Source organism: Gilliamella sp. App4-10 (genome assembly GCF_001690495.1).
GTDB classification, from domain to species: Bacteria; Pseudomonadota; Gammaproteobacteria; order Enterobacterales; family Orbaceae; genus Gilliamella; species Gilliamella apicola_G.
This window is the reverse complement of record NZ_LZGS01000036.1, coordinates 1-6,359: the sequence shown is the minus strand read 5'-3', so window position 1 is coordinate 6,359 and position 6,359 is coordinate 1. Positions and strand designations below refer to the sequence as shown.

The window sequence follows — 6,359 nt, the reverse complement described above, 5'->3', positions numbered from 1 at the left end:
GCAGCAACGCCAGTATTGATATCTTGGATATCACCACCGGCCGCGGTGGTAGCTAGGCCAGTCGCGAGTTGGGTTAGGGCGCTGATTTGTTGTCTTTCTTCTTGGCTTAGGTCTTTGATGTCTTTATCGGGGTAAAGGATACCCGCAATAACTTCTGCACTGCGTTCACTTACGGCAGCGCCTATGCCACACCCACTAGGGCTAAGTTGCCTTGCAGCTGCGCAACCACCCCGCCCAAGATGGCATGGCTGACCGTGTTGGCAATGTTGCTCGTCAGTTAAGAAGATACCTTTGTCTGTTGCTTTTAAGTCGGTATTGTTTTCGACCTTTATGTCAAAGCCATCTTTGCTGACACAGAAAAATGCAAAAAAACACCAAGAAAAAAATCAAATAAAATAAACGCCTTACCTGACCGATTTTTTGTAAATAAATAGTGTGTTTTTATGTTTTAAATAGAAGGAGATATGACACAATGAGCAATATAGTTAAGTAGGCTTTATTTACTACAATGGTGCATAAAAATAATAATCACTAAAGTGATGCTAAATCAAAATTACCACTTAAAAAGGATTTAGTGACAGAATCAACTGTCACTTTTTTTAAGAACGAATACAATAATATACGTTAGAATTGTCAGGTTAAGATACATTCCAAGCTAAAATCAACCACAAACAAAGCACCGGCGCCACAATCCAACAAGCGATTTTACACCGTGGGTTACGTACCACAATGTATGAAGCCTACCCCATCCTCCCCCTCAACACTCACTATTAAGGTTGAATAAAATAGGTTAATTATTGTACTTGCTATTCAATACTTGTAACTTAAAAACAAACTTTCTACTGGTTCACTGGAAATTATTAGTCTACAAAGTGGAAGTTATTTCATTGCTAATTACCTTAATCCACACTTCTCCAGACTCCATTATTAAAGTTTTTGATTCTATTTTCACGAGTGCGATATAAGAACCAAATAACTCTTCACCATCAAGCATATTTTTACATTCAAATTCCTTCACATTTTTACAATGAATTTTTCCCAAAGAATGCCCATCATAAGTACTCCATATATCAAAAATAAGATCACTCCCAAAATTACTAAAATTTATAGTTCCGAGACTTACATCTTCAAATTTCATAATTTACTCCACAAAATGTCCAGTTGAATGTGATTGATCCGGAAGCCTATTACCAAAGTAATCTTGTCGCTCAGAGTATTTCCCTGATCTATCTGATTTCCATACTCTTTGCGTTCTAATAACTTCACCTGTTGGCTTGATGGTTACAGTGACACCATCTGAACCTTTCCATGTTTCGTAGCCTCCCTGTGATTGCCCATTACTAGTAAATCCTTTAGATTTTAGATCTTCATAGAGCCTCTCTCTTGTTTTAGGTAAATCCGGAGTTATCTGCCCCGTCGTCCCCTTTCCAGCATTTAGTTCTTTTTCATTTTTTACATGCTCGCCAAATTTGCTACTCTCATTTCCTTTTTGATTGGCTGCTTGGCTATTATGTATTTTATACTTAATCTCTTTATAATTTCCACCATCTTGTGCAACACTTCCTTTTCCATGTTGCGTTTCTAAGACTGTTTTATCTAATGGTTTGTTCGCACCTGTTCCCTTTCCAGCTGCACTATTTTTTACAACTGTTGTTTCAATTTGTTTTGACTGGCTTGCCGCTTGATTCATCAAGCGGTTACCTTCAGCAACATTCCCCGCTTTATATGCTACTTCCGCTTCTTTTACCAAAACTTGTGCAGTTTTAGTTTCAACTTTAATTACTTTTCCCGCTACTTTGATAAATTTTGCAAAAGGTAATACTCCTGCTGCTGCTATTGCGTAGTCACCCCAACTATCTGCATCCCTAAAGGCGATATAATCACCATATGGCGTCACCAATATAGCTAGATCTTCTGGCAATCGCATCAAATCCTCTCTTAAAGGATCATACATAAATTTACCTGAATTCATATCATCTATGATTTGCGAAGCCTCTTCTGGGGTTAGATAACCATTAGCTGAAGCATGAAGTATGCTGTCATAATTTGCCCCTGTTTCAGGTGAAAGACCAATAAAATCGCCACCAAATCCACCATCAGCCCAACTTAATCCATTATTCTCAACCGCATTTTTCCCCGCCGCAACGCCAGTATTGATATCTTGGATATCACCACCGGCCGCGGCGGTAGCTAGGCCAGTCGCGAGTTGAGTTAGGGCGCTGATTTGTTGTCTTTCTTCTTGGCTTAGGTCTTTGATGTCTTTATCGGGGTAAAGGATACCTGCAATAACTTCCGCACTGCGTTCACTTGCGGCAGCGCCTAAGCCACCCACTAGGGCAGAGTTGCCTTGCAGCTGCGCAACCACCCCACCCAAGATGGCATGACTGACCGTGTTGGCAATGTGGTCTGTTTCCCATTTGCCGGTTTCAGGGTTGTAATGCTCGGTTTGTTTTTTTATGGCACTGGCAATTTTTGGTGCCAGTGCCCCTGCAACCGCCCCTGTCATGTCGCCGCTGATGATGCCGTTAATCAGGTTGACCGCCATGTCAATGCCTTGACGGGTTTCACTGCCCATCGCCGACATACCTTGATTCATCGCTTCTTTGTAGGCGTCTTCGTAGATTTTTTGTTGCTGTTCGTCAGTTAAGACCGTTTTATTGTTTTTGGCCTTTTCTTGCTCTTTGTTTAACGCCTCTTTCGCTTTTGAGGTGGCGCTGATTCGGTCAATGTGATTGAGCATGGTTAATGTTTCACCACCAATTTCACTCACGAGCCGTGTTTGGTCGATGATGCTTTGCTCTTTGTCTTTGTTAAAGATATGTTTGAGCGCATGACTCGCATGCTCGGTATCACGACTTAATTCGTTAATCGCTTGTTGTTGCTCGCTTTCATGGCGGATAACCATCGTCCCTGTCGATACCGCTGAGTGCGTAGTCGAGTTTTTGCTTGCTTGTTTGTTAAGACCCGTTGGTATTGATGGCATTCCACGGGTGTTGACGCCTGCACTGCTGCTACTTACCTTGTAGTCCGCTTGTTTTTTTATATCACTAAAGCTGATTGTGCCTGTGTCAAGTTTGTTTTTGCTCGTGTCTTTTGCTGCTGAGGCTATCACCGCACCTTTTAAGTCGGTGTGGTGCCCACCGTAATGTCAAAGCCCCCTTTGCCGGCACAGGAAAACCAAAAAAACACCAATAAAAAATTAAATAAAATCAATACGTTTCCTGACCAGTTTTTTGTAAATAAATAGTGTGTTTTTTATGTTTTAAACAGAAGGAGATATGGCATAATAAGCAATACAACAGGTAGCCATTATTTAATACAATGGTACATAAAAATAATGATCACTAAAATGCATGCTAAGCAAAAATTAGCAATTAAAAAATTAATTATAGAATTTAGTGACAGAATTAACTGTCGCTTTTTAATAATGAATATTCTAATATAGGATAGAATTGTCAGGTTAAATTTGAGCTACAACACTTTATTCAATGGTGATATTTTTATTGACTGTTCGACCAAATTCAGACTGATTTTTTATCATATTTACTAAGTTAACAAGTAATTCATCAATTCTATTTTCTAACTTATCTGGTAATAGACTTTCATAGTCTTCAAGCTCACAACCATCCATAATTAGACTAGATAACTCATTAGTAAATTTATTTTGAGATAATAAATTTGCTATTTTGGGCTTAAAAATAAAACCCTCAGCTTCATCAATTGAAATCAATTTCTTTTTTAATGCAAATAAGGTACCCAATAAAAAAAGATCAATAAACTTTTCCGCTTGTTCTTTATCAATACTATAACATAATTTCATTTTATAAATTACTCCAATCTTTTTTGACTTTTACATTAAAAACTCTACCACTTTGACTACGAAAATAGTGGATTGATATTTTATTTCCAGTGACATCATAACCATCTTTATAAACTTTACTCCAACGCCCTGGTTCAATTTTTCTCAATTGCTCCAACAGCAGTTTTTCTTTAACTGTATTATTGACCGTTCCATTTTGCAAATCTCTAAACCCTTTTGGGTAATTAGGCGAATCCTTAATTGAATTATAAGTATGCTTAATTTCATTAGGATCTCTTGAAACATTATCTTGAGTATTATTGTTATTTTTATCTCGGTTATCATCATCTGGTGGTAATCCAGAAGCCCCACCTGCTGAACTACTTCCAGTTCCTGTTAACGGATTATCATTATCTTTCTTACTACCTTTCTCTTTTAGGTAATCATTATAATAACGTTCATAAGTTTTTAGTACTGCATCTTCAAGGAATTGATCTCCCATTGGATCGACTAACGCAAGTTCAATTAGTCTTCGTTGTTCCAAATTTAAACTTTCTAAAAACGCTTTTGATTCCGCTGCGGTAAGACCTTCAGCCATTAAAACATCTACCACATTAATACTAACTGCTGCACCAATTTCACTTGCGGCTGCCCCTGTCATGTCGCCACTGATTAAGCCGTTGATGAGGCTAACCGCCATGTCAATGCCTTGACGGGTGTCACTGCCCATCGCTGACATCCCTTCGTTCATCGCCTTTTTGTAGGCGTCTTCGTAGATTTTTTGTTGTTGCTCGTCGTTTAAGAAGGTACCTTTGTCAGTTGCTTTTAATTTGGTGTTGTTGCCAACCTTGATGTCAAAGCCCCTTTGCTAACGCTAAAAAACACCAAAAAATTTAATTAAAATCAACGGTCTTTCTGAATTGTTTTTTGTAAGTAAAAATAGTGAGTTAATGCATTTCCTATGTTTTGAATAGAGGGATATATGGCACAATGAGCAATACAACAGGTAGCCATTATTTAATACAATGGTGCATAAAAATAATAATGGCTAAAGTGCATACTAAGCAAAAATAGGCAATTAAAAAATTAATTATAGAATTTAGTGACAGAATTAACTGTCACTTTTTAATAACGAATACACTAATATAGACTAGGATTGTCAGGTTGAGTTTGAGCTACTACACCTAATTTTACATATCTAACTTATCTGCTATATATCTTAAAAGACTAGACAACTTTCTCAAATTACCACTAGTAAGTATATCTTGACTTATAGAATAAAGTAAAAATTGATAATCTTCGCTTAATTGCCCCATATCAAGTTCTTTAGGTTCATTATAAAGATCATATAGCAAATAAGACGGTATATTCCAATAAAAATCATAATCGATAGGTATGTTGTGAATACCGTTACCTTTTAATTCTTTTATAATTAAATTAAAAAAATTTTCTATTCTATCAAGTTCAATATTCATAACTAATTTATCCTTTATTTTTTATTTTATTAATATTATTTTTAAAAGTATTAATTTCATGTTCTAAATGTTTAATTCTAGCATTTATAATTTTTTGTCTAACTTCTTCATTTGGTGCATTTTTTAAATGCCCTTTATTATCAAAAGAATATGGATCTCTTTTATATTCTGCTAATTTTTTTTCATGTAATCTTATTTGTTCTTCAAGTGACCTAACTGCCCTTTGTTCACTTACACTTAAGGATTTTCCTACATTATCATTCCTCTTTCCAACTTTAGATAATGCTTTTAACCGCGCCACCTGCTGAATAATTTCTGCAGAAGCACCACCTATGACATAGCTGGAACCAACTTCTCCTGAAAGTTTACCCTCAAAATGCCCCATCATTTCACCAGCTAGTGCTGGATCATTCTTTAATGCATAATCATAAAGCTCTAGCCACTCAGTAAAAGAAATTTTAATTGCTTCATAAACTTTATCTGGATTGGTTATAGCATCATAAATACTAGTAACAGTATCTATTGGATGTAAAACCGTATTGACTGTTCCATCTACCGTATCTATTATACCATCTACTGCACCGCTAGCTTCAGCTCGTTTTTTTCCTAGAACATATTCCCAAGCTTTATCTTCATCTCCTCCAAATAATCTTTTAGCTCGCTCAATCTCATCCAAATCTTTTTCTGTTTCAGTTCTGTAATGATCTAATATATTTAGTCCATTATTCTCAACCGCATTTTTCCCCGCAGCAACGCCAGTATTGATATCTTGGATATCACCACCCGCCGCGGCGGTAGCTAGGCCAGTCGCGAGTTGGGATAGGGCGCTGATTTGTTGTCTTTCTTCTTGGCTTAGGTCTTTGATGTCTTTATCGGGGTAAAGGATACCTGCAATAACTTCCGCACTGCGTTCACTTGCGGCAGCGCCTAAGCCACCCACTAGGGCGGAGTTGCCTTGTAGCTGCGCAACCACCCCACCCAAGATGGCATGACTGACCGTGTTGGCAATGTGGTCTGTTTCCCATTTGCCGGTTTCAGGGTTGTAATGCTCGGTTTGTTTTTTTATGGCACTGGCAATTTTTGGT

General features: G+C 37.5%; 7 protein-coding genes. All 7 read right to left on the bottom strand.

Translation table 11 applies throughout. The features are described 5' to 3' along the window. Positions 1-119 (bottom strand): VENN motif pre-toxin domain-containing protein (locus A9G23_RS11945; protein ID WP_442899771.1); only part of this gene is annotated, 119 nt, incomplete at its 3' end. A gap of 746 nt (positions 120-865) precedes the next feature. Further along, positions 866-1,138: a hypothetical protein gene (locus tag A9G23_RS07730; RefSeq protein WP_065587066.1), complete on the bottom strand. Its 273-nt coding sequence runs from the start codon at positions 1,136-1,138 to the stop codon at positions 866-868. 3 nt (positions 1,139-1,141) lie between these two features. Then, positions 1,142-3,112 carry a VENN motif pre-toxin domain-containing protein gene (locus A9G23_RS07725; protein WP_065587065.1) on the bottom strand — a complete coding sequence of 657 codons (1,971 nt, stop codon included), beginning with the start codon at positions 3,110-3,112 and terminating at the stop codon, positions 1,142-1,144. A 369-nt stretch (positions 3,113-3,481) separates the two neighbouring features. Continuing rightward, on the bottom strand, positions 3,482-3,820 hold the full coding sequence (locus tag A9G23_RS07720) for a DUF3969 family protein (RefSeq protein ID WP_065587064.1): 339 nt from the start codon (positions 3,818-3,820) through the stop codon (positions 3,482-3,484). Between the two features lies 1 nt (position 3,821). Then, entirely contained in the window at positions 3,822-4,550 is a 729-nt protein-coding gene (locus A9G23_RS07715; RefSeq protein WP_075508525.1) for a hypothetical protein, read from the bottom strand. Between the two features lie 439 nt (positions 4,551-4,989). Beyond that, on the bottom strand, positions 4,990-5,274 hold the full coding sequence (locus A9G23_RS07710) for a hypothetical protein (RefSeq protein WP_065587062.1): 285 nt from the start codon (positions 5,272-5,274) through the stop codon (positions 4,990-4,992). A 7-nt stretch (positions 5,275-5,281) separates the two neighbouring features. Beyond that, a partial coding sequence (locus A9G23_RS07705) for a VENN motif pre-toxin domain-containing protein (protein WP_176700608.1) occupies positions 5,282-6,359 on the bottom strand: 1,078 nt, incomplete at its 5' end.

Bases quoted from the DNA above. Each gene is read 5' to 3' on its own strand.
- A9G23_RS07730 (WP_065587066.1), bottom strand. From the start codon at position 1,138: ATGAAATTTGAAGATGTAAGTCTCGGAACTATAAATTTTAGTAATTTT.
- A9G23_RS07720 (WP_065587064.1), bottom strand. From the start codon at position 3,820: ATGAAATTATGTTATAGTATTGATAAAGAACAAGCGGAAAAGTTTATT.
- A9G23_RS07715 (WP_075508525.1), bottom strand. From the start codon at position 4,550: ATGAACGAAGGGATGTCAGCGATGGGCAGTGACACCCGTCAAGGCATT.
- A9G23_RS07710 (WP_065587062.1), bottom strand. From the start codon at position 5,274: ATGAATATTGAACTTGATAGAATAGAAAATTTTTTTAATTTAATTATA.